The organism is Stenotrophomonas pictorum JCM 9942, assembly GCF_001310775.1.
GTDB classification, from domain to species: Bacteria; Pseudomonadota; Gammaproteobacteria; order Xanthomonadales; family Xanthomonadaceae; genus Stenotrophomonas; species Stenotrophomonas pictorum.
Map to the genome: position 1 here is coordinate 1 of NZ_BAZI01000013.1, position 18,498 is coordinate 18,498.

An 18,498-nucleotide genomic window follows, 5' to 3' on the forward strand; every position below is an offset into this window, starting at 1 on the left:
AGGGCGTCGACATTGCTGCCGGCGGCCAGCACGCTGGCGCGCAGCTGCCTTGGATGCCGGGCGATGACGTCCAGCGCGGAGCTGCCGATCGAGCCGGTGGCGCCGAGGATCGCGATCTGGCGCGGAAAAGAGGTCAAGGACATATCAGAAACCGAAGATTTCCTTGCCCAGCGCGAACACCGGCAAGGCAGCGAGGACGCCATCGATGCGGTCCAGCACGCCGCCGTGGCCGGGGATCACGTTGCCCGAGTCCTTGGCGCCGGCATGACGCTTGAGCAGGCTTTCGAACAGATCACCCAGCACCGAGGCCAGTACGGCGATGGCGGCGACGAGCATCAGTCCGCCCAGCTGCGAAGCCTGCACGCCGGCGATCCAGCCGAATACGCCGGCCACCAGCAGGCCTGCCAGCAGTCCGCCGAGCAGACCCTCGATGGTCTTGTTCGGGCTGATGCGTGGGGCGAGCTTGTGCTTGCCGAACGTGCGGCCGGCGAAATAGGCGCCGGAATCGGCGGCCCAGACGGTTGCCAGTGCGGTCAGCAGCCAGCGGTTGCCATTGGGCTCGCCGGCATGGATCAGCACCAGCGCAGTCCAGGCCGGAATGATGGCCAGCGTCGCGGCGGCCAGCTTGAGGGTGCGCGAGCCGCTTTCCTCATGCGCGCCGAAGTTGAAAAACCGCAGCCACAGCAGTGCCAGCAGCCAGAAGCCGACGCCGACCAGCGTGGCCAGCTGGAACAGGACCGTGCTGCCGGCCGAGGCCCACACCAGCAGCACCATCAGCAGCAGGTTCAGCACCAGCAGGACCGTGCGCGGCAGGCCGTCGACATGGGTGAGCTTGAGCCATTCCCACAGCCCGGTCAGAAACACCAGTGCCGCGGCAGCTGCCAGCCATTGGGTGGGAAGCAGCAGGATCGCGCAGATGGCCACCGGGGCCATGATCAGCGCGGCGATGACTCGGGTCTTGGTCATGGGATTGCGGTCTCCGTTGCCGCGGCGGTGATCTGGGCGCTGGTCAGGCCAAAGCGCCGTTCACGGCGGCAATAGTCGTCCATCGCCTGCTGGAGTACGCCAGCATCGAAGTCCGGCCACAGCACGTCGGTAAACCACAGTTCGGTATAGGCCAGCTGCCAGAGCAGGAAATTGCTGATGCGGGTGTCGCCGCCCGTGCGGATGAACAGATCCGGCGGCGGCAGGTCGGCCAGTGCGACATGCCGCGCAAGCGCCTGCTCGTCGATCTGGTCCAGGGTGAGGGTGCCGGCGACAACCTGTTCGGCCAGTGCGCGTGCGGCGTGGGCGATATCCTGGCGTCCGCCATAGCTGGCGGCGATGGTCAGGGTCATCGCGGTGTTGTCGAGCGTGCGCTGTTCCGAACGCGCCATGCGTTCGAGGATGCCCTTGCCAAAGCGGGTCCGGTCCCCGATAAAGCGCACGCGGACACCGCGACGATGGAGTTCATCCACCTCGCGATCCAGCGCACCGAGGAACAGCTTCATCAGGGCATCGACCTCTTCCTTCGGCCGGCCCCAGTTCTCGCTGGAAAACGCGAACAGGGTCAGGCCGCAGATGCCGTTCTCAAGGCAGAAGTCGATGGTGCGGTTGACCGCACGGGCGCCGGCGCGGTGACCGATCATGCGCGGTCGCCGGCGTTGCTGCGCCCAGCGCCCATTGCCATCCATGATGATGGCAATGTGCCCGGGCAGACGCGCTGCGGGTGTGCCGCTGGGCAGGACGGATGGCACGGGTCAGACCGCCATCAGTTCCTGTTCTTTGAGTTTGACCACCTCGTCGATGTCCTTGATCGCCTTGTCGGTCAGCTTCTGGATGTCTTCCTGTGCACGACGGTCGTCATCTTCGGTGATGGTCTTGTCCTTGAGCAGCTTGGCCACTTCCTGGTTGGCATCGCGGCGGATGTTGCGGATGGCGACCTTGGTCTCCTCGCCTTCCTTGCCCACCGATTTGGCCAGCTCCCGGCGGCGCTCTTCGGTGAGCGGCGGCAGGTTCAGGCGGATCACCGTGCCCATGGTGGTGGGGGTGATGCCGATGTCGGAGGCGTAGATGGCTTTCTCCACGTCCTTGATCATGTTCTTGTCGAACAGGGTGATCACCAGCGAACGGCCTTCGGACACACTGATGCTGGCCACCTGGTTCAGTGGCGTATCGGTGCCGTAGGCTTTGACCTTGATGCCTTCAAGCAGGGCCGGTGATGCGCGGCCGGTGCGGATGGTGGTGAGGGTGTGGCGCAGAGCATCGATGCTCTTGGCCATGCGCGCCTGCGCATCTTGCTTGATTTCGTTGATCATCGCCGAATCCTTGATGTTTCTTGAACCGGTCGATTATAGGCGAAACCCCGCACCCACCGGACCGGAACCGGTTGTGAGAAGGTCAGTGGGCGTCGCGGCCGTGGACCAGTGTGCCGATGTTCTCGCCGTGCAGGATCTTCAGCAGTTCGCCCGGCTGGCTCATGTCGAACACCCGCATCGGCAGGTCGCTGTCGCGGGCCAGTGCGAACGCCGCCGTGTCCATCACTTCCAGGCCCTGGCTGATCACGCGGTCGTAGGTCAGGCTGTCGTAGCGCACGGCATCGGCATGCTTGTTCGGGTCCTTGTCGTAGACGCCATCGACCTTGGTGGCCTTGAGCAGCAGGTCGGCACCGATCTCGATCGCGCGCAGTGCGGCGCCGGAGTCGGTGGTGAAGAACGGGTTGCCGGTGCCGGCGGCGAAGATCACCAGGCGGCCCTTTTCCAGGTGGCGGATCGCGCGGCGGCGGATGTAGTCCTCGCACACGTCGTTGATCTTGATCGCACTCATCACGCGCGCCTTGCCGCCGGCCTTTTCCAGCGCGTCCTGCATGGCCAGGGCGTTGATCACGGTGGCCAGCATGCCCATGTGATCGCCGGTGACGCGGTCCATGCCGCCAGCGGCAAGACCGGCGCCGCGGAAGATGTTGCCGCCGCCGACCACCAGCGCGATCTCCGCGCCGGCCTGCTGGGCCTCGATCACCTCATGTGCCAGGCGATTGATGACCTTGGGTCGATGCCGTAGTCCTCATCTCCCATCAGCGCCTCCCCGGAAAGTTTCAGAAGGATGCGGTGGTAGGCGAGCTTGGACATGGCGGTCTCACAGGGCTGGAAAACGCGTGAATTCTAACGGAAGCGGCGGTTCCAAGTCAGAGGTGTTGTTGCAATGCGGCGTAAATTCCGGAGATGGCCCCCTGCCGGTTCAGCAGGCGGTGGGGGAGGGCGCCGGTGCCCGCGCGTTGACGCGGTTGCGGCCCTGGGTCTTGGAGCGGTACAGCACGTCGTCGGCGGCCTTGAGCAGTTCCTGCACATCGACGAACCGTTCGTAGTCGCCATGGGCGGCCACGCCGGCGGAGAAGGTGACATGCACGGGAGCGCCTTCGACCTCGATCATCGGGATGTGCGCGATGTTGAGCAGCACCCGGCGGATCACTTCCACGGCCAGCTGCTCGCTGGTGCCGGGGAAGATGACCACAAACTCCTCGCCACCGAAGCGGGCGATCGTGTCGCTGCTGCGCAGTTGTGCCTGCAGTTGTCCGGCAAACACCTGCAGGACCTGGTCGCCAATCAAATGGCCGTGCAGGTCATTGATTTTCTTGAAGTCATCCAGGTCGATGAAGGCGATGGAGAGGGGGCGGTCGAGCTGTGCGGCGCGGGCGAACTCCTGTTCCAGCACGGCTTCAAGCTGGCGCCGGTTCAGCACCCCGGTCAGCGCATCCAGGTGGACCTGCTCGCCCAGGCGGCGTGCCTGCGCTTCGAAGTCGTCGGCCCGCCGGCGTGCGGAGGAGGCGTCCTGCAGCTCGCGCAGGTTGCGCAGTTCCTTCAGTTCGCTGGCGTGTTCCAGCAGCTGGGTCACGCGGGCGGAAGTCGGGGGCGGGGTGTCGAACAGGGCGCTCAGGTCCGGCAGCATCTGGCTGATCTGCTGCAGCACCTGCTCGAAGCGCGGGCTGTCCATCTGCAGCTCGGCATGTACCCGCTGCAGGGCATAGGTGCGCGCGGCATCGGCGTCATCACTCAGCCAGATCTCGGCGACGCATCCGGAAAGGGCGACGCAGCGTTCGAAAAGGTCGGTCGCGATGGCGGGCGGCTCGCTGTGGGCGATGGCCTCGACCAGGTAGCGTGGCAGGTGCCATTGCTCGCACAGCTGCGCGCCGATATCGGCGTGACTGCAGTCCAGTACCGCGCGCTCGCGGGCAAGCAGTTCGTCGTTGCTGCTGGCCGTGCCGAGCAGGTTGGGGTAGCTGTCCGGACGGGCCTGCAGCAGGGCAAGGATGCCGACGTCCTGCAGCAGGCCGGCCAGCATCAGTTCTTCGATCCGGCGCACGCCACAGCCCAGTCCGAGGAAGCGGGCGGCCAGGGCGCTGAGGATGCTGCGCCGCCAGGTTGCCTCCAGCAGTTGCGGTTCGCGGCTTTCCTCGCGCAATGCGCGGGACAGTGAAAAACCCAGTGCAAGCTGCAAGGTGGCATTGAGTCCGAGCATGGTCAGTGCCTGGCCCAGATTCTCGATCCGGCGCCGGCTGGCATACAGCGGCGAGTTGGCGATGCGCATCATGCGCGCGCTCAGGGCAACGTCCAGGGCGATGACGTCCGCCGCCGTGGCGATATCGGTTTCCGGATCCTGCGCCAGCTCGATGATGCGCAGGGCAATGGCCGGCGGCGAGGGCAGGTTTCGGCAAAGAGATAGCGTGTTGGTCAGCTCGGGTGACATGTCATGAGGGCGGTCAGCAGATGCCCAAGAATACATGCGCCTCGCCAAGAAAGCAGATACATCACATTTTTGCCTGGCATTGCGCGGATTTGCGGGTGTGGCGGCCGTTCGGGTCGGACAAAAAAGAAGCCGCGGAGGGCCGCGGCTTCTTCTGGACATCAGGTGCGGGCCGGAATCAGACCTGCATCGCCTTGGCGACTTCGGCGGCGTAGTCTTCCACCACCTTCTCGATGCCTTCGCCGACCACCAGGCGCTGGAAGCCGATCACTTCGGCGCCAGCGGCCTTGAGCACCTGCTCGACGGACTGGTTGGTGTCCAGCACGTACGGCTGGCCGTACAGGGTCACTTCGTTGACGATCTTGTTGATCTTGCCGGAGATGATCTTTTCCAGGATGTCGGCCGGCTTGGCCTTTTCCTTGTCGGACATCTTGGCCAGCTCGATTTCCTTTTCCTTGGCAACGAACTCGGCCGGCACATCGCTAGCCTTGTTGTGCGGCGGATTCATGGCGGCCACGTGCATGGCCAAGCCACGGGCCAGCTCGTCGTTGCCGCCGGCCAGTTCGATCAGCACGCCGATGCGGCCGCCGTGGATGTAGGCGGCAACGGTGTTGCTGGTGTCGATGCGGGCCAGGCGACGGATCTGCATGTTCTCGCCGAGCTTGGCGATGGCGGCAGCGCGGGCTTCCTCGACGGTTTCGCCGGTGGCCATTTTGGCCGACTTCAGGGCTTCGGCGTCAGCGGCACCCGAAGTCAGGGCAGCCTGGGCAACGGCGTCGATGAAGGCGATGAAGTTGGCGTCCTTGGCGACGAAGTCGGTCTCGGAGTTGACTTCCACCAGCACGGCCTTGTTGCCGTCCTGTGCCGCCGCGATGCGGCCTTCGGCGGTGACGCGGTCAGCCTTCTTGTCGGCCTTGGCCAGGCCCGACTTGCGCAGCCATTCGGCGGCGGCGTCGATGTTGCCGTCGTTCTCGGTCAGAGCCTTCTTGCACTCCATCATGCCGGCGCCAGTGCGCTCGCGCAGTTCCTTGACCAGGGAGGCGGTGATTTCAGCCATGGGATTACCTCACGAATAGAAAGGGGAAGGCCGGCAATGATTGCCGGCCGTTGTTACGCGACCCTGTCAGTGCCGGGCGCAGCGGGTGCGCCGGTACAGGGAGGTGGGCGCGGCGGGCGCGCCCACGTGGGGATCAGGCCGAAGCCTCGTCGCCCTTGGTGGTCTTCTTGGCAGGAGCGCGGCGGGCCGGCTTGGCTTCTTCGGCAGCGGCGGCTTCGGCGAACTCTTCCTCGCGCACCGAGGCGGAGTTCGGAGCGGCGGCCTTGCCTTCCAGCACGGCGTCAGCGGCGGCGCGGGCGTACAGCTGCACGGCGCGGATGGCGTCGTCGTTGCCCGGGATGGCGTAATCGACCAGTTCCGGGTTGTAGTTGGTGTCAACCACGGCGATCACCGGGATGCCGAGCTTCTTGGCTTCCTTGATGGCGATGTCTTCGTGGCCGATGTCGATGACGAAGATGGCGTCGGGCAGACGGTTCATGTCCTTGATGCCGCCCAGCGAGGCTTCCAGCTTGTCGCGCTCGCGACGCAGGCCCAGCACTTCGTGCTTGACCAGCTTGTCGAAGGTGCCGTCGGTTTCGCCGGCTTCCAGTTCCTTCAGGCGGGCCACCGACTTCTTCACCGTGGCGAAGTTGGTCAGGGTGCCGCCCAGCCAGCGCTGGTTCATGAACGGCATGCCGCAACGCTCGGCTTCTTCCTTGATCGAGTCGCGGGCGCTGCGCTTGGTGCCCAGGAACAGGATGGTGCCGCGCTTCTGGGCAACGGACGAGATGAAGTTCATCGCATCGTTGAACAGCGGAACGGTCTTTTCCAGGTTGATGATGTGGATCTTGCCGCGGGCGCCGAAGATGTACGGAGCCATCTTGGGGTTCCAGTAGCGGGTCTGGTGGCCGAAGTGGACGCCGGCTTCCAGCATCTGACGCATGGTGACCTGGGGCATTGCAAAACTCCTGGTAGGGAACCTGCCGCCAAGGAAAGGTGAGAAGGCGGCGCGCACTGCGCGATAGGTTCCGGGGTTGGGCTTCCCTGGCGCCTCCGTGGCCGAACCCTGACAGATCAGGGCACCCCGGCACGGATGGGGGCGACAGGTGTGGATTCACCGAATGGCGCTCGGTGTGGGCGTACTTTGCAGGCACCGGGCCTGGCGCAGCTGCGGGAGTATAAGGGGCATGGCGGGCTTCCCGCAAATGACCGGGTCCGTGCCCGTGCGATGCGCCCGGGGTTCGGGGCATTGCTGCACCGGCTGCGGTGCGGGAATGCTTTCCCCCGTTCAGGGCGCCGGTATCGCCGTCGCGCGCCGGATTGCTGGCACGGCGGGGGCGCGGTCCGCGTGCGATGAGACAGCGTACCGCTGGTCCAGGCGCCGTTGCAGCAGTCAGGAATTCAGCGTTTGGCGTCAAATGGGCGATAATCGGCGGATGGCAATCCAACTGAAAACCCCCGAAGAAATCGAGAAGATGCGCATCGCCGGCCGTTTGGCGGCCGAGGTGCTGGACATCATCGGCCCCCACGTCAAGCCCGGTGTCACCACAGAGGAGCTGGACCGCATCTGCCACGAGCACATCGTGAACGTGCAGGGTGCGATTCCGGCCAATGTGGGTTACCGCGGGTTTCCCAAGACCGTGTGCACCTCGGTCAACAACGTCATCTGCCATGGCATTCCGAGCGAGGCCAAGGTCCTGAAGGACGGGGACATCATCAATATCGACGTGACCGTCATCAAGGATGGCTGGCACGGCGATACCAGCCGCATGTACTACGTCGGCACGCCGTCGGTGATGGCCAGGCGCCTGGTGGAAACCACCCGCGAAGCGATGTGGCGCGGTATCCGTGCGGTCAAGCCGGGCGCGACGCTGGGCGACGTGGGTCACGCGATCCAGGAATACGCCGAATCCGAGCGTTTCTCGGTGGTGCGCGAGTACTGCGGCCATGGCATCGGGCAGGTCTACCACGACGAGCCGCAGGTGCTGCATTACGGCCGGCCGGGCCAGGGGGTCGTGCTCAAGCCGGGCATGACCTTCACCATCGAGCCGATGATCAATGAAGGCGCGCGCCACACCAAGGTGCTGCCGGATGGCTGGACGGTGGTCACCAAGGACCGCAAGTTGTCGGCGCAGTGGGAACACACCATCGCGGTGACCGAGGACGGTGTCGAGGTGCTGACCTTGTCGCCGGCCGAGTCCGAACAAGCGCCAACCACGCAGGAATGAGCCAGCTGCCGACGGGCCCGAGTCTGGACGCGTCGGCAGAGACTGCCGGTGATGTGCAGTGGGCTGCCGATGCCCGGCAGTCACTTGTCCACACCGATGCGCGTCTGTGCAAACGCTTCGAGCAGGCCGACAACGTCGAACGCCTGCTCGCGTTGCGCGCCCGCGCGGTTGACCAGCTGATCCGCGAGGCCTGGCTGCGCTGTGTTCCCGCCGGTGCAGGGCTGGCGCTGTTCGCGGTCGGCGGCTATGGCCGCGGCGAGCTGTTCCCGCGCTCGGATATCGATCTGCTGGTGCTGGGGGAAACCGCCGCGCAGCACTCCCACGAGGCCGATCTTGCCCGGCTGTTCGCCTTGCTGTGGGATGCCGGGCTGCCGGTCAGCCATGCGGTGCGCTCGGCTGCGCAGTGCGTGCAGGCCGCCGCTGACCAGACCGTCCTGACCGCGCTGATCGAGGCGCGGCCGCTGTGTGCCGAAAGCGCGGCGCAACAGGCGCTGGCGCGGGCGATTTCGCCCAGTCTGATCTGGCCGGCACGGGAGTTCTTTCTTGCCAAGCGCGAGGAGCTGCTGCTGCGGCATCGCCGCTTTGGCGACACCGCCGACAACCTGGAGCCCGATCTCAAGGACGGCCCGGGCGGCCTGCGCGATCTCAATACGCTGGGCTGGATGGCGCTGCGCACGTTCGGCGTCAGCAATATCGATGCGCTGGTCGGGCTGGGGCATCTCGGTCTGGACGAGGCGGCCGCGCTCAAACGCGAGCGGCTGGTGCTGGCGCGGCTCCGGTTCGGCCTGCATCTGGTGGCGCAGCGTCCGGAAGAGCGCCTGCGCTTTGATTACCAGAAGACCCTGGCCGAGCGGATGGGCTATGCCGACGACGCGGAAAGCCTGGGGGTCGAGAAGATGATGCAGGGCTTCTACCGCAGCGCGGCGGTGGTCCGCCGCATCAGCGACCGCCTGCTGCAGCGCTTCGAGGAGCAGTTCGATGGCGAGGCTGCGCCCGAGCCGGTCGGCGACGGCTTCTCGTTGCGCCGCGGTTATCTGTCGGCGGACGATCCGTTGTGGCCGCATGGCGATATCCGCTCCCTCTTCGCGCTGTTCGCCTGCTGGGCGCGTATCCCGGAGGTGCGAGGTCTGCATTCGATGACGGCGCGTGGGCTGGCCGAGATGCTGGATGAGATTCCGCCCTATACCCGGGTGGAGGCGGATGTCAGGGAGCGGTTCATGGCCCTGCTGCGTGGGCCGCGCGCGGTCGACACGCTTGCCCGCATGGCCCGGCTGGGCGTGCTCGGACAGTGGATTCCCGCCTTTGCGCAGGTGTCCGGGCGTATGCAGTTTGACCTGTTCCACGTCTACACCGTCGATCAGCACACCTTGATGGTGCTGCGGAATATCGGTCTGTTCGCTTCGGCGCGGGCCGACGAGCGCTTTTCCATCGCCCATGAGGTGTGGCCGCGTCTGCGCAAGCCCGAGCTGCTGCTGCTGGCCGGCCTGTTCCATGACATCGCCAAGGGTCGTGGCGGTGACCATTCCGAACTGGGCGCGGCCGATGCCCGCCAGTTCTGCAGCGAGCACGGGCTGAGCAGCTCCGATACCGAACTGGTGGCCTGGCTGGTCGAACAGCACCTGCGCATGTCGGTGACGGCACAGAAACAGGACATCACCGACCCGGACGTGATCCATCGATTTGCCACTCTGGTGGGTACGCGCGACCGCCTGGATTACCTGTACCTGCTGACCTGCGCCGACATCGCCGGCACCAGCCCCAAGCTCTGGAACGCGTGGAAGGACCGTTTGCTGGCGGACCTGTACTTCGCCGCGCGCCGCGCACTGCTCGAAGGCCTCGAGCATCCGTTGCCCGAGGCCGAACGGGTGCAGGAAGCGCGTGACAGCGTGCGTCAGCAGATGCGGCTGCTGGGGCACCCGGATACGCTGATCGACCGCCAGTTCGCGGCGATGCCCGATGAGAGTTTCGTGCGCTTCCGGCCCGAACAGCTGGTGTGGCAGGCGGCGTCGCTGATTGAAATCCGCAAGGGCGGCACGCTGGTGAAGGTGCGCCGGATCATGCCGGAAAGCGACGCGCTGGAAGTATTCGTGCATTCGCCCGATCGCGATGGTCTGTTCGCGGCGATCGTGATGACCCTGGACCGTGCCGGCTACGGTATCCACCGGGCGCGTGTGCTGGACGGCCCGGACAGCACCATTTTCGATACCTTTGAAGTGATTCCGGTCGGCAGCTTCGCCGATGGCGATACCGCGCGTCTGGAGGCGGTACTGCGCAAGGCGCTGGCCGGCAATATCCAGATCCTGCGGCCGTCACGGCGGGTGATGCCGCGACAGCTCAGACATTTCCGCTTCGCGCCGCGGATCGAGTTCCTGGAGTCGCGCGACCACAACCGCACCGTGCTGAATCTGGTGGCGCCGGATCGCCCGGGCCTGCTGGCCGATGTGGCGCATGTGCTGCGCGACCAGTGCCTGAGTGTCCAGGACGCGCGTATCGCCACTTTCGGTGAGCGCGCCGAGGACCAGTTCCAGCTCACCGATCGGCATGATCAACCTCTTACCGAATCTTCCAGACAGTCATTGCGGGATGCGTTGATGGCCTGTCTGGAGCCCGACAGAACGCCAGGAGACCCCCACTGATGGCTACCAGGAAACCCGCCGCCAAGAAGGCAGCATCCAAGCCCGCCGCCGCGGCCAGGACCGTGTCTGCCAAGCCGGCAGTCAAGAAGACCGCGGCAAAGAAGGCGGTCAAGAAAGCCGCCGTGGCGGTGAAGAAGGTGATGCCGGCCAAACCCAAGGCGATCGAGTCGATGGGGCCGCGCAGCCTGCGCAAGCCGCCTGCACCGGGCGTGGCGGAAATGAAGTTCAGCATCGAGAGCGCTTTCGAGCGCCGCACCATGCTGACCGTCGATGAGATCGAAGGATCGACCCGTCCACTGGTCAACCGGGTGATCGACGGTCTGGAGTCGGGCGAGTTCCGCGTCGCCGAGCCCGATGGCCACGGTGGCTGGAAGGTCAACGAGTGGCTGAAGAAAGCGGTGCTGCTGTATTTCCGCGTCAATGAGATGGAAGTGATCGACGGCAGCCCTGCGCCGTTCTGGGACAAGGTGGAGTCGCGTTTCGAGGGCTATGGCGAGGCGGAGTTCCGCCAGGCCGGCGTACGTGTGGTGCCCGGCGCGATCGCCCGTCGCGGCACGCACTTCGGCAAGGATGTGGTGCTGATGCCGAGCTTCACCAACATCGGCGCGCACGTCGGCGAAGGCACCATGTCGATACCTGGGCCACGGTGGGGTCGTGCGCGCAGATCGGCAAGCACTGCCACCTGTCCGGCGGTGCCGGCATCGGCGGCGTGCTGGAGCCGCTGCAGGCCAGCCCGACCATCATCGAGGACCACTGCTTCATCGGTGCCCGTTCGGAAGTGGTCGAAGGCGTGGTGGTTGGCCACCACAGCGTGATCGGCATGGGCGTGTTCCTGAGCCAGAGCACCCGCATCTACAATCGTGCCACCGGTGAGATCAGCTACGGTTACGTCCCGCCCTACAGTGTGGTCGTGTCCGGCTCGTTGCCGAGCAAGGATGGCACCCATTCGCTGTATTGCGCGGTGATCGTCAAACAGGTCGATGCCAGGACCCGCAGCAAGACCAGCGTCAACGACCTGCTGCGCGGTCTGGCGGACTGAGACACTGCCGCCGTAGTGCCCGTACGTGGCGACGGGCGCTGTGTGCACCTGCCTGAATTTATGGAATCTGCAATGACCACGATCTACGGACTCAAGAACTGCGATACCTGCAAGAAGGCCACCAGATGGCTGGACCGCTTCGGTATCGCCTACACCTTCGTCGACTACCGCGACAACAAGCCCGCGCCGGAAACGCTGCTGGAATGGGCCGGCAAGGCCGGCGGCTTCGCGGCGTTGATCAACAAATCCTCGACCACCTGGCGGCAGCTGCCGGACAACCGCAAGTCCCCCGAGTCCGATGCCGAGTGGAAGCTGCTGCTGCGCGAGTATCCGCAGCTGATCAAGCGTCCGCTGGTCATCACCGGGGACGCCGTGCTGAGCCAGGGTTTCAGCGACAACGGCTTCAAGGCGCGCTTCAACATCGCCTGATTCCCCGTGGCCCTGGCGACGCATACCGTCGTGGCCACGGCAACCCAAACCACCGGGAAGCACCGCGGGTGCTTCCGCACGAGGTCCCATGAGCGACGTATTCGACCTGACCTGCGCGTTGATCGCGCGCCCTTCGGTAACGCCCGATGATGCCGGGTGTCAGCAACTGATCGCCGGGCGGCTGGGCGCTGCCGGTTTCACTTGCGAACACCTGCGGCTGGGCGAGGTCGACAACCTGTGGGCCACGCACGGCAGCGGCGCACCGGTGCTTGTGCTGCTGGGGCACACCGATGTGGTGCCCAGTGGCCCGGTCGAGACCTGGAGCAGCAATCCTTTCACACCGGAAGTGCGCGACGGCGCGCTCTACGGGCGCGGTGCTGCGGACATGAAAGGCAGCGTCGCCGCCTTCGTGGTGGCGGCCGAACAGTTTGTCGCCGCGTATCCGCAGCATCCGGGCACGCTGGCGGTGCTGCTGACCAGTGACGAGGAGGGGGACGCCATCGACGGCGTGCGCCACGTTGCCAGGCTGTTTGTCGAACGCGGCCAGGCCATCGACTGGTGCATCACCGGCGAGCCGTCCTCCACCGCGAAGCTCGGTGACCTGCTGCGCGTCGGCCGGCGCGGCAGCCTGTCGGCCAAGCTGCGTATCAAGGGCGTGCAGGGCCATGTGGCGTACCCGGACAAGGCGCGCAACCCGATCCATCTGGCTGCACCGGCGCTGGCTGAACTCACAGCCCGGCATTGGGACGATGGCTATGAAAGCTTCCCGCCGACCAGTCTGCAGCTGTCCAACATCAGTGCCGGCACGGGGGCCAGCAACGTGATTCCGGGCGAGCTGCAGGTGATGTTCAATCTGCGCTACAACCCGCACTGGAATGCCGACCGGTTGCAGGCGGAGATCACCGCGTTGCTGGATCGCCATGGGCTGGACTACGTGTTGGACTGGCATCGCAGCGGCGAGCCGTTCTATACCCCGGAAGGTACCCTGCGGCGGGTCGCGCGTGAGGTGCTGGCCGAATTCGCCGGCGCCGCGCCGGAAGAAAGCACCGGTGGTGGAACCTCGGACGCGCGCTTCATCGCACCGTTGGGCGCCCAGTGCATCGAAGTGGGGCCGGTGAACGCCAGCATCCACCAGGTGGATGAGAACGTGCGGGTGGCCGATCTGGAGGCGCTGCCGGAGCTGTATCGGCGGCTGATTGAGCGCCTGCTCGCCTAGGCGACGATCAGGCCGAACGCGGCAAGCGCCGCGGCGGCCTGACGCTGCGATATCACCGCTTTCTTGAAGTGCTTGGCGTCCATCACGTTGAGCCCGCTGATATCGGTATCGCGCAGGTCGGCGCCTTCAAACCGGGTCAGGCGGGTCTGTGCGTTGCGCAGGCTGCCGCCGCTGAACACGGCATCGCGGAAGTCGCAGCCGGACAGGTCGGCTTCGGAGAAATCCATGCCCTCCAGGCGTGCCTTGCGGAACGAAAGCCCGCGCAGATCGGCGCTCACCAGCAGGCAGTGGCGGAACTCCAATGCCCAGCCGGTCACTTCCTGCAGGTGGGCACCGGTCAACTTGCAGTCCTGGAACTGCACCGAGGATAGCGTTGCTCGTCGCCAGTGGCTGTTGTTGAGATCGCAATCGGCGAAGCGTGATTCGCTGAGCTGCGCCGAGCTGAAGTCGCACTGGCCGCCACGGCACTTCTGCCATTGGCTTTCTTCCAGCGATGCAGCCAGCCAGTGCGCACCGGCCAGCGAGCACTGGTTGAACTGGAAACCGTCCATGTCCAGTCGCGAGAAATCGCCTTCGTCCAATGTGCAGGATTCGAACACCGCTGCACGCGGATGCGCATGGATGATCTGCTGCATGCGCGCGCGGTCGATGGTTTCTTCACGGAAAACGGCGGTGTTCGTCATGTCCAGCTCTGCGGATGCCAGCGCGTCATTCTGCGCGATATCCGCCAGTTGATGCAGTCTTGTCGCACTGCTGGTCCATGTGTCTACAGACCGCGGTTCTACTCGAAGATGAAGAACGGTGGAGCGATGGCTTTGCGCCAGTAGGATTTCTCGGCCAGGTAGAACTCCTGTGCATGGGCTCTGGCGAACCACGCCGCCGCTGCAACTTCATCCTTCTGCAGCCCCCTGCCGCCGCGCCCCAATGCCAGCCCTGCGAAGTACTGGCCGTAGACATTGCCTTGTTCGCCGGCGCGCTGATACCAGCGCAGTGCTTCGCTCTTGTCCTCGGGCATGCCAATGCCGGCTTCGTGCAAGGTGCCCAGGTCGACCTGCGCTTCGGCATCGCCACGGGCAGCCCGTCGCTGGATGTGGGCGATGGCGGCATTCGTTGATGGCTGCTTGCTGGCCAGACGTACCGCTTCGGGTGAGGTGCGGGTTGCGTTGCGCAGTGCGTCCAGCTTGTACAGCTCGCGCATGTACACCGCGTGGCGTAGCCGCCAGCGCAATGCGCCAGCCATATCGCCGCGATCGGCATGCCAGCGCTCCAGATCGCGCATCGCGTAGGGTGAGCCGTGGTAGGCGGCGCTGCGGAACCAGTGCAATGCCTTGCGCGGGGAGGGCTTGAGCACCCTGGCTTCCTGTGTTTGCGGCGCATCGCTGCTGTCCAAGCGGCCGCGTTGCAGGATCGTTCCCAGTTGCTCCTCCACCCCGGTGCTGTGGTGCGTTCGGGGCGGGATCGCCGCGGCGCGTGCGTACCAGTCCAGCGCCCGCGGGTCGTTGCGGGCCCGGTAGAGATTTGCCACACGCAGTACCGAGTCGAACTGGCCGTCGCTGGCGGCAGCCAACGCCTCGCGCTCGGTGGTGTCGACGGGACGGTGTGGTGCGGTGGTGGTGCAGGCGGCCAGTGTGAACAGGCACAGGGCGTGCAACAGCACGCGGAAGGCAAACGGTTTCATCCATGAAGTCCAGACAGCGGTGCGCGGATTATCCGGGAACCTGGCGGCCCGAGCACTGAATCGGTTGCCGCAGCAACAGTTGCGCGCTCCGGAAAACCGGGATACGGTCTGCCCCATGTCCTGGTTCCCGGCTAACGCTGTCAATAACAACAACCGCAACAATCTGCGCGCGAATAATCGTGCGCGGCCACTGCGGGACTGCGACCAGAGCTAGGACAGGCAACAGGCTCAGGACACCAGAAAACCCGCATCGGTCGATGCGGGTTTTTTTGTGGCCGGGCGGGAACACCGAGCGGCTGCACCTCTGCCAGCCGTTGCTTCGAATGCTTGTCCCCACACAACCCCAGGAGCTTTCCCATGTGTTCCATCTTCGGCATTTTCGGCCTGCAATCCGGTGACGACCTGCAGGCGCTGCGTCGGCAGGCGCTTGAACAATCCCAGCGCCAGCGCCATCGCGGCCCGGACTGGAGCGGCGTCTACGTGGACGAAGGCGCCATCCTGGTGCACGAGCGCCTAGCCATCGTCGACCCGGCCGGCGGCTCGCAGCCGTTGCTGTCCGACGACGGCCAGTTGGCGTTGGCGGTGAATGGTGAGATCTACAACCACCAGGAGCTGAAGAAGGAACTCACCCAGCCGTATGCGTTCCAGACCGGTTCGGACTGCGAGGTGATCAACGCGCTGTATCGGGAAGATGAGCCGGCTTCGTATCTGAACCGCCTCAACGGGATCTTCGCCTTCGCGCTGTGGGACAAGGCCAAGGGCCGTGTAATCATCGCCCGCGATCCGATCGGCGTGGTACCGCTGTACTGGGGGCACGACAAGCAGGGCCGGCTGTGCGTGGCCTCGGAAATGAAGTCGCTGTCCGACACCTGCGCCGATGTCGCACAGTTTCCACCCGGGCACTGGTATGACAGCAGCACCGATACCCTGAGCAAATACTACGAACGCCCGTGGCGCGATTATGACGCGGTGGCAGGCGTGGACGTCTCCCTGGCCGAGCTGCGTGAAGCCTTCGAGCGCGCCGTGCACCGCCAGCTGATGACCGATGTGCCCTACGGCGTGCTGTTGTCCGGAGGGCTGGATTCGTCGCTGGTGGCCGCGGTCGCCGCGCGTTATGCGCGTCATCGCATCGAGGATGGCGACCAGAGCGAGGCGTGGTGGCCGCGCCTGCACAGTTTCGCCATCGGCCTGAAGGGCTCGCCGGATCTGGCTGCCGCCGAGGTGGCAGCCCAGGCGCTGGGCACCGTGCACCACGGTTTCGAGTACACCTTCGAGGAAGGTCTGGATGCGCTGCCGGAAGTCATCCGCCATATCGAAACCTACGATGTCACCACCATCCGCGCCTCCACGCCGATGTTCCTGCTGGCGCGGCGGATCAAGGCGATGGGGGTGAAGATGGTGCTGTCCGGCGAAGGCAGCGACGAGATCTTCGGTGGCTACCTGTACTTCCACAAGGCACCGAACGCCCGCGAGTTCCATGAGGAGCTGGTGCGCAAGCTCGACGCCTTGAACAACTACGACTGCCTGCGTGCCAACAAGTCGATGATGGCCTGGGGCGTGGAGCCGCGCGTGCCGTTCCTGGACCGCGAGTTTCTGGACGTGGCGATGAAGATGGATGCCCGCCACAAGATGATCGACAAGGCCAGCGGCCGCATTGAGAAGGCGGTGCTGCGCGAGGCGTTCGAGGGCTACCTGCCGAAGGAAATCCTGTGGCGGCAGAAGGAGCAGTTCAGCGATGGTGTCGGCTACGGCTGGATCGACGGTTTGAAGGCGCACGCCGAGGCACAGGTCAGCGACCGCGTGCTGGCCGCGGCCGACAAGCGCTTCCCGTACAACCCGCCGCAGACCAAGGAGGCGTACTACTACCGTCATCTGTTCGAGCAGTTCTACCCGAGCCGCGCGGCTTCTGAAACCGTGCCCGGCGGCAAGTCGATCGCCTGTTCCTCGCCGGCGGCGATTGCCTGGGATGCCAGCTTCGCCAGCATGGCCGATCCTTCCGGACGTGCCGTCGCCGGTGTGCATGACCAAGCACTGGCTGGCTGAGTGTCGATGCCTGGCCCGCAGCGATGCGGGCCATTCTTTTTCCGGTTGTCGCGGGCGGTTGTCCGTGACCGTTTCCGCGTCCAGTCAATCAAGGAAAACCAATGCGCGTGCTTCCCATGATGGTGTTCGGCTTGCTGTGCAGTCCGCTGCTCCATGCGGCGGAGGGGCCGCTGGAGCGGCACGTGCTGGGGAGCTGGGAAACCGATATCGGCTATACCGGCGTGATCCGCGACGGCGACATGCTGTATGTGTCGGGCGTGCCCTGCAAAGGTGAAACCATGCAGGCTGCAGTGCAGAGCTGCTACAGCCAGTTGACCGGAATCCTGCAGCGGTTTGGCGCCAACAGCAGCCAGGTGGTCAAGGAAACCGTCTACACCACCGATATGGAGGGGCTGATCACGGCTATTCCCGAGCGCAAGACCTTCTTCGTCGATGGCATGTATCCGGCCGCCAGCTGGGTGCAGGTCAGCCGGCTGTTCGACGCCGAGGCCCTGCTCGAGGTGGAGTGGACGGTTCGCCTGAAGTGACGCCGCTATGCAGGGGGTGCCAGGGCAGGCGCCGCGCGGTCGCTTAGCGCGGACTCAAACGCAGGCTGTGCGCGGTGCGACCCGGCAGGAACGGGGATGAGCGGCCTTCCACCCAGTCGTCGTGACCGGCGCCCCAGAAAGGTGACAGTGGATGGCCGCTCTGGCCGCCGGGCATGTGTACGATGCCCTCGCCCTCATGGCCGGGTGATACCACCATCCGCTGCGAAGCGCCGAACTTCGGGCCGGCCACGCGCGGCATGTCGCCGTCCCCTGCCAAGGGCTCGCCCGGCATGCACAGCCAGGATTTGAGAGGGCGTGGCAACGCTGCCGAGACCGGATGGCAGATGGCGGCGGTGTTGCGTTCGCCCCAATTGCGTTGCGCCAGATCGGGACCCTGTTGGGCCAGATCCTTTTCCAGTTGGCGGGCGCTGGTGGCCAACAGCGCCTCCCAGCTTTCATAGGGCGGTGGCAGCAGATGCGGCGGGCGCTGGTCGAGCAAGGGCCACAGCACGCCCTCGAACTGGGCAAGTCTAGGGGCGAGGTAACGATCGCCCAGCTGCTCTCTGGCCGGAGCCAGCAGCGCGCCCTGGAGGTTGTCCATCAAGAGGCTGCGGAAACCGCGTGCCATCCGATAGCTGACCGAGTCCGTGGAGGCTCGACCCTGCCATTGGCGGCTGGCCGCTTCCAGTCGCTGCAGCGCAGGGTCGTCACTGTGCCCGACGGTCTGCCGCAGCAGCTTCCACCAGCGCTCCATCAGCACGGCACGGTCATCGAGCTGGATGGCCAGCAGGTCCTGTTCGGTGAAGTGCTCGCGGGCGAACAGGCCGTCGCGGATCTGCTTGGCACGCGCGCCGAGGTCATAGCCGCCGTCACCGGCGTCGGCCAGCGCGACGCCATCAAGCACCCGGCCGTTGGCGGTCCACAGGCGGTGATCGGGCGGATCGACA

15 protein-coding genes and 3 pseudogenes are annotated in these 18,498 nt (G+C 65.4%); 7 read left to right on the plus strand and 11 right to left on the minus strand.

Going from position 1 to position 18,498, the window contains the following annotated elements; translation table 11 throughout:
- The 8 genes and pseudogenes from JCM9942_RS18010 to rpsB form a co-directional block, all read right to left on the minus strand.
- Positions 1-143, minus strand: a pseudogene (locus JCM9942_RS18010) (1-deoxy-D-xylulose-5-phosphate reductoisomerase); the annotation flags it as partial.
- A 1-nt stretch (position 144) separates the two neighbouring features.
- A complete protein-coding gene (locus tag JCM9942_RS01875; RefSeq protein ID WP_054657161.1) occupies positions 145-966 on the minus strand; it encodes a phosphatidate cytidylyltransferase in 822 nt (273 codons plus the stop codon).
- The gene (uppS, locus tag JCM9942_RS01880; protein ID WP_083468365.1) at positions 963-1,736 is read right to left on the minus strand and encodes a polyprenyl diphosphate synthase; all 774 of its coding nucleotides are present in this window, start codon (positions 1,734-1,736) and stop codon (positions 963-965) included. Before uppS ends, JCM9942_RS01875 begins: the two co-directional genes overlap by 4 nt.
- A 3-nt stretch (positions 1,737-1,739) precedes the next feature.
- Positions 1,740-2,297 (minus strand): ribosome recycling factor, encoded by a 558-nt coding sequence (frr, locus tag JCM9942_RS01885; RefSeq protein WP_054657163.1) that lies wholly within the window; start codon positions 2,295-2,297, stop codon positions 1,740-1,742.
- 82 nt (positions 2,298-2,379) lie between these two features.
- A pseudogene (gene pyrH / locus JCM9942_RS01890) lies at positions 2,380-3,107 on the minus strand (UMP kinase).
- A 109-nt stretch (positions 3,108-3,216) separates the two neighbouring features.
- On the minus strand, positions 3,217-4,722 hold the full coding sequence (locus JCM9942_RS01895) for a GGDEF domain-containing protein (protein ID WP_054657165.1): 1,506 nt from the start codon (positions 4,720-4,722) through the stop codon (positions 3,217-3,219).
- Between the two features lie 175 nt (positions 4,723-4,897).
- A complete protein-coding gene (gene tsf / locus JCM9942_RS01900; protein WP_054657167.1) occupies positions 4,898-5,776 on the minus strand; it encodes a translation elongation factor Ts in 879 nt (292 codons plus the stop codon).
- A 133-nt stretch (positions 5,777-5,909) separates the two neighbouring features.
- On the minus strand, positions 5,910-6,713 hold the full coding sequence (gene rpsB, locus JCM9942_RS01905) for a 30S ribosomal protein S2 (protein WP_054657169.1): 804 nt from the start codon (positions 6,711-6,713) through the stop codon (positions 5,910-5,912).
- Between the two features lie 478 nt (positions 6,714-7,191).
- Between rpsB and map the strand changes: the two genes are divergently transcribed.
- The 5 genes and pseudogenes from map (at position 7,192) to dapE (ending at position 13,303) form a co-directional block, all read left to right on the plus strand.
- Positions 7,192-7,983, plus strand: coding sequence for a type I methionyl aminopeptidase (gene map / locus JCM9942_RS01910; protein WP_054657187.1), 792 nt, complete (start codon positions 7,192-7,194; stop codon positions 7,981-7,983).
- Positions 7,980-10,619: a [protein-PII] uridylyltransferase gene (locus JCM9942_RS01915; RefSeq protein ID WP_054657171.1), complete on the plus strand. Its 2,640-nt coding sequence runs from the start codon at positions 7,980-7,982 to the stop codon at positions 10,617-10,619. The genes map and JCM9942_RS01915 overlap by 4 nt, the downstream gene beginning before the upstream one ends.
- Positions 10,619-11,658 (plus strand): annotated as a pseudogene (gene dapD, locus JCM9942_RS01920) (2,3,4,5-tetrahydropyridine-2,6-dicarboxylate N-succinyltransferase). Before JCM9942_RS01915 ends, dapD begins: the two are co-directional and overlap by 1 nt.
- Before the next feature lie 72 nt (positions 11,659-11,730).
- Positions 11,731-12,087, plus strand: coding sequence for a Spx/MgsR family RNA polymerase-binding regulatory protein (locus tag JCM9942_RS01925; RefSeq protein WP_054657173.1), 357 nt, complete (start codon positions 11,731-11,733; stop codon positions 12,085-12,087).
- Positions 12,088-12,175: 88 nt separating this feature from the next.
- Positions 12,176-13,303 (plus strand): succinyl-diaminopimelate desuccinylase, encoded by a 1,128-nt coding sequence (gene dapE / locus JCM9942_RS01930; protein WP_054657175.1) that lies wholly within the window; start codon positions 12,176-12,178, stop codon positions 13,301-13,303.
- On the opposite strand, the gene JCM9942_RS01935 is transcribed toward dapE, so the two are convergent.
- On the minus strand, positions 13,300-13,986 hold the full coding sequence (locus JCM9942_RS01935; RefSeq protein WP_054657177.1) for a pentapeptide repeat-containing protein: 687 nt from the start codon (positions 13,984-13,986) through the stop codon (positions 13,300-13,302). The two genes, dapE and JCM9942_RS01935, sit on opposite strands and share 4 nt — an antisense overlap.
- Positions 13,987-14,084: 98 nt before the next feature.
- Positions 14,085-14,981 carry a tetratricopeptide repeat protein gene (locus JCM9942_RS01940; protein WP_054657179.1) on the minus strand — a complete coding sequence of 299 codons (897 nt, stop codon included), beginning with the start codon at positions 14,979-14,981 and terminating at the stop codon, positions 14,085-14,087.
- 357 nt (positions 14,982-15,338) lie between these two features.
- Between JCM9942_RS01940 and asnB the strand changes: the two genes are divergently transcribed.
- Both asnB and JCM9942_RS01950 read left to right on the plus strand, forming a co-directional pair.
- Positions 15,339-17,024, plus strand: a complete 1,686-nt coding sequence (gene asnB / locus JCM9942_RS01945; RefSeq protein WP_054657181.1) for an asparagine synthase B — start codon at positions 15,339-15,341, stop codon at positions 17,022-17,024.
- A 101-nt stretch (positions 17,025-17,125) separates the two neighbouring features.
- On the plus strand, positions 17,126-17,551 hold the full coding sequence (locus JCM9942_RS01950; protein WP_054657183.1) for a RidA family protein: 426 nt from the start codon (positions 17,126-17,128) through the stop codon (positions 17,549-17,551).
- A gap of 43 nt (positions 17,552-17,594) precedes the next feature.
- Here the strand turns inward: JCM9942_RS01950 and JCM9942_RS01955 are convergent.
- The coding region (locus JCM9942_RS01955) for a penicillin acylase family protein (RefSeq protein ID WP_172675024.1) at positions 17,595-18,498 on the minus strand (904 nt) is incomplete at its 5' end.

Bases quoted from the DNA above. Each gene is read 5' to 3' on its own strand.
- JCM9942_RS01875 (WP_054657161.1), bottom strand. From the start codon at position 966: ATGACCAAGACCCGAGTCATCGCCGCGCTGATCATGGCCCCGGTGGCC.
- asnB (WP_054657181.1), top strand. From the start codon at position 15,339: ATGTGTTCCATCTTCGGCATTTTCGGCCTGCAATCCGGTGACGACCTG.
- tsf (WP_054657167.1), bottom strand. From the start codon at position 5,776: ATGGCTGAAATCACCGCCTCCCTGGTCAAGGAACTGCGCGAGCGCACT.
- map (WP_054657187.1), top strand. From the start codon at position 7,192: ATGGCAATCCAACTGAAAACCCCCGAAGAAATCGAGAAGATGCGCATC.
- JCM9942_RS01925 (WP_054657173.1), top strand. From the start codon at position 11,731: ATGACCACGATCTACGGACTCAAGAACTGCGATACCTGCAAGAAGGCC.
- JCM9942_RS01895 (WP_054657165.1), bottom strand. From the start codon at position 4,722: ATGTCACCCGAGCTGACCAACACGCTATCTCTTTGCCGAAACCTGCCC.
- rpsB (WP_054657169.1), bottom strand. From the start codon at position 6,713: ATGCCCCAGGTCACCATGCGTCAGATGCTGGAAGCCGGCGTCCACTTC.
- JCM9942_RS01940 (WP_054657179.1), bottom strand. From the start codon at position 14,981: ATGAAACCGTTTGCCTTCCGCGTGCTGTTGCACGCCCTGTGCCTGTTC.
- JCM9942_RS01915 (WP_054657171.1), top strand. From the start codon at position 7,980: ATGAGCCAGCTGCCGACGGGCCCGAGTCTGGACGCGTCGGCAGAGACT.
- JCM9942_RS01935 (WP_054657177.1), bottom strand. From the start codon at position 13,986: ATGACGAACACCGCCGTTTTCCGTGAAGAAACCATCGACCGCGCGCGC.
- frr (WP_054657163.1), bottom strand. From the start codon at position 2,297: ATGATCAACGAAATCAAGCAAGATGCGCAGGCGCGCATGGCCAAGAGC.
- JCM9942_RS01950 (WP_054657183.1), top strand. From the start codon at position 17,126: ATGCGCGTGCTTCCCATGATGGTGTTCGGCTTGCTGTGCAGTCCGCTG.
- dapE (WP_054657175.1), top strand. From the start codon at position 12,176: ATGAGCGACGTATTCGACCTGACCTGCGCGTTGATCGCGCGCCCTTCG.